The 2,470-nt window shown below is 63.5% G+C and carries 6 protein-coding genes; all 6 read left to right on the top strand.

What is annotated here, in order from left to right:
• Positions 1-130: 130 nt before the first annotated feature.
• The 6 genes from QJT78_RS50210 to QJT78_RS50185 all read left to right on the top strand — a co-directional run bounded on the left by QJT78_RS50210 (position 131) and on the right by QJT78_RS50185 (position 2,263).
• On the top strand, positions 131-628 hold the full coding sequence (locus QJT78_RS50210; RefSeq protein WP_155257996.1) for a hypothetical protein: 498 nt from the start codon (positions 131-133) through the stop codon (positions 626-628).
• A gap of 164 nt (positions 629-792) precedes the next feature.
• Positions 793-1,098: a hypothetical protein gene (locus QJT78_RS50205; protein ID WP_028152262.1), complete on the top strand. Its 306-nt coding sequence runs from the start codon at positions 793-795 to the stop codon at positions 1,096-1,098.
• Positions 1,098-1,391 carry a DUF968 domain-containing protein gene (locus QJT78_RS50200; RefSeq protein ID WP_038945919.1) on the top strand — a complete coding sequence of 98 codons (294 nt, stop codon included), beginning with the start codon at positions 1,098-1,100 and terminating at the stop codon, positions 1,389-1,391. The genes QJT78_RS50205 and QJT78_RS50200 overlap by 1 nt, the downstream gene beginning before the upstream one ends.
• Positions 1,392-1,393: 2 nt before the next feature.
• Complete coding sequence (locus QJT78_RS50195) at positions 1,394-1,597, top strand: hypothetical protein (RefSeq protein ID WP_155257995.1); 204 nt, start codon at positions 1,394-1,396, stop codon at positions 1,595-1,597.
• 1 nt (position 1,598) lies between these two features.
• Positions 1,599-1,913 (top strand): hypothetical protein, encoded by a 315-nt coding sequence (locus QJT78_RS50190; protein ID WP_049808138.1) that lies wholly within the window; start codon positions 1,599-1,601, stop codon positions 1,911-1,913.
• An 8-nt stretch (positions 1,914-1,921) separates the two neighbouring features.
• Positions 1,922-2,263, top strand: a complete 342-nt coding sequence (locus QJT78_RS50185) for a DUF1376 domain-containing protein (protein WP_157790364.1) — start codon at positions 1,922-1,924, stop codon at positions 2,261-2,263.
• The last annotated feature ends 207 nt before the right edge of the window (positions 2,264-2,470 follow it).

The following is a 2,470-nucleotide window of genomic DNA, read 5'->3' as shown; positions in this document are numbered from 1 at the left end:
AGGTCGGCAACGAGGACATCCGCAAGCAGCTCGCCGAAGCCAAGGAGGCGCTCGCCCTGGTCCGCGAGCTGGAGCCCAGCATCAAGAAGCTGCTCGCGCTCGCCGACCGCAACGAGCGCTCGATTGCCGAATGCGCAAGGGTCTTGAAGTGATGGACCTCTCCGACCTCGCACGCCGCAACACGATCTCGCTGGAGGTCAAGAAGGGCGGGCTGACGCAGCGTCAGTCTGGCGACTGGCAGCTGCGCCTGACCATTGCCGCCATCGACATGGACAGCCGCATCACGCAGGCCGCGATGGGCACGCGGTTCGCCTGCGTGCTCGTCGAGGTCAACGACGACGAGACGCCGGTCGATCACGCCAGCATGGAGCGCGACAAGTGGCGCGACCTCGGCCCGGCGAAGCAGGCGGGCATGCGCTGCAAGGAGCCGACGTTCTGGGCATTCCTGCGCGAGGAGCTGCACTACGCGGATGTCGCCGACGAGGGGCACGCCGCCGACTGCGTGCGCCATCACTGTGGCGTCGCGAGCCGCAGCGATCTCGGCAAGCCGGGCCGCACGGAAGAACGGCAGAAGTGGCACCAAATCGATTTCGCCTATCAGGCGTGGAGGAACAAGGAAAATGGATAAGCAACGCATGCTGGAGAACGCCGTGATGGACGCGCTGGGCAAGCACGGCGCGACCCTTCATCGAAGGGTTCGAGGCGCTGCTCGCCGTCATCGTCTACGGCGCGATCTCCTCGGGCAACACTAAGGAGGCGACGCTGAAGGCGATCATCACGACGTGGGACGACATGGTGCAGCACATCAAGGCGCGGCTCAACGAGATTCCGGCTGGCGAAGATTTCACGGTGGCGATGTCGGAGCAGGTGAAGGCCGCGATGGCTGAGCACCCGGAGATGAAGGAGACCATGACGGAGATGCTTGCGCAATTGCGTCAGCATCTCGATGGCGTCCGCACCGGCAAGTACGCCAGCCCCAGCGAGGCGCTCGATGCGATGGGCGTGAAGCCGCTGGACCTCGACGACCCGGAGGTGCGCCGCATGCTCCTCGACATGGCCGACGATGATGACGACGAGTCCGGTGCGACGATCAATTGATGCGCGACCCACGGCAGCGTGACGAGGCGTACCTCGCCTACATCCGCACACAGCCGTGCTGCATCTGCGGCGACGACACCTCGACCGAAGCCGCTCATCTGCGCGTCGGTTCGATCAACGATGGGAAGCGGTACGCGGGCATGCAGGAAAAGAGCCACGACAAATGGGCGCTGCCGCTGTGCTCGCGTCACCACCGCGAGAGCCACGCCTACGGCGACGAGCTGGGCTGGTGGCTGAGCTACGGGATCAACCCGTTCGTTCTGGCGATGAAGTATCGCGCACCAGGAGAATGACGGTGAAGAAGCGTTACAGCATCTGGGTGCGCGAGATCGGCAACGACCACGATGTCGAGCTGATGCAGTGCGACAGCAACCCGCAGGCGCTCGCCGATGGACTCTACGCCAAGCACCTGACCATCAAGACCGACACCGCGCGCAAGAAGACGAAGGTCGGAAGGTACAGCTGGGTTCGCATTGTCGATAATCACGCGGAGACGTGACATGGGTTCGATGAAGGATAAGCTGGGCGACACGCCATACACCTACCCCAGCGCGCCGGGATGGAAGGAGGGCGAGACCTCCCGCGAAGCTGCTGAGGAGGTCGCGGGCGGCGCTGAAGCACAGCGCAGGCGCGCCTTCGCCTACATCCGCGAGAACCCCGGTCACACCGCTGACGAGATCGCTGCAGCGTTGCGCGAGAGTGTGCTGACGATCAGGCCGCGCATCTCGGAGCTGCGCAAGATGCAGCTCATCACCAACGAAGGCAGGGGCCGCAATCGGTCGGGGAAGGCGGCACACTGCTGGCGTGTGCGATGAAGCACAAGTTGATCATCCTGCCGATCCCGCTGCCCCGGTGGCTGGAGCTGATCGAGACGCTCACGCTCGCGGAGCGCTCGGCCTTCACCTACCTCGTCGCGGTCTACTGCCGCGACGGCTTCCTGCCGAACGACGACAAGGTGCTCGCGCAGATCGCGCGGGTGAGCCTGCGCGGGTGGTTGAAGATGCGCCCGCGTCTCGCGCTCAAGTTTCCCTGCGAGGGCTGGCGCTGGCCCGAGATCGACGCGACCATCGTGCGCCGGGAAAAAATATCGGGGAAAAGGTCGGACGCCGGCGCGAAAGGAAATTTCATTCGCTTGCATGGCATGCACAACAAACGCCGTGCGTGAGTGCAGCCTTCATTTTCCGTAACCCATTGATAGGACTCGATGCGACCTCAGCAATTGCGTGCGCATTTGCGTGCGCAAATACTGCGGCAATTGCGACGCCTAGTACCCACTTTTCTTGGAACGTGAGTCGTGATTCAAGGTCGGGATGATACCCGAAGCAAGAGAAGTCCACCTTTCGAGGAAAGATCGCAAGGTGCTTGAGGCGTG

Origin of the sequence: Bradyrhizobium sp. Mp27 (genome assembly GCF_029953005.1) — a bacterium.
Classification (GTDB): domain Bacteria; phylum Pseudomonadota; class Alphaproteobacteria; order Rhizobiales; family Xanthobacteraceae; genus Bradyrhizobium; species Bradyrhizobium barranii.
The sequence above is the reverse complement of the archived record's forward strand: the minus strand, read 5'-3'. Positions and strand labels throughout refer to the sequence as shown.

Excerpts from the sequence above, each read along its gene's own strand:
- QJT78_RS50190 (WP_049808138.1), top strand. The coding sequence starts at position 1,599 with ATGGGTTCGATGAAGGATAAGCTGGGCGACACGCCATACACCTACCCC.
- QJT78_RS50200 (WP_038945919.1), top strand. The coding sequence starts at position 1,098 with ATGCGCGACCCACGGCAGCGTGACGAGGCGTACCTCGCCTACATCCGC.
- QJT78_RS50210 (WP_155257996.1), top strand. The coding sequence starts at position 131 with ATGCGCAAGGGTCTTGAAGTGATGGACCTCTCCGACCTCGCACGCCGC.
- QJT78_RS50205 (WP_028152262.1), top strand. The coding sequence starts at position 793 with ATGGTGCAGCACATCAAGGCGCGGCTCAACGAGATTCCGGCTGGCGAA.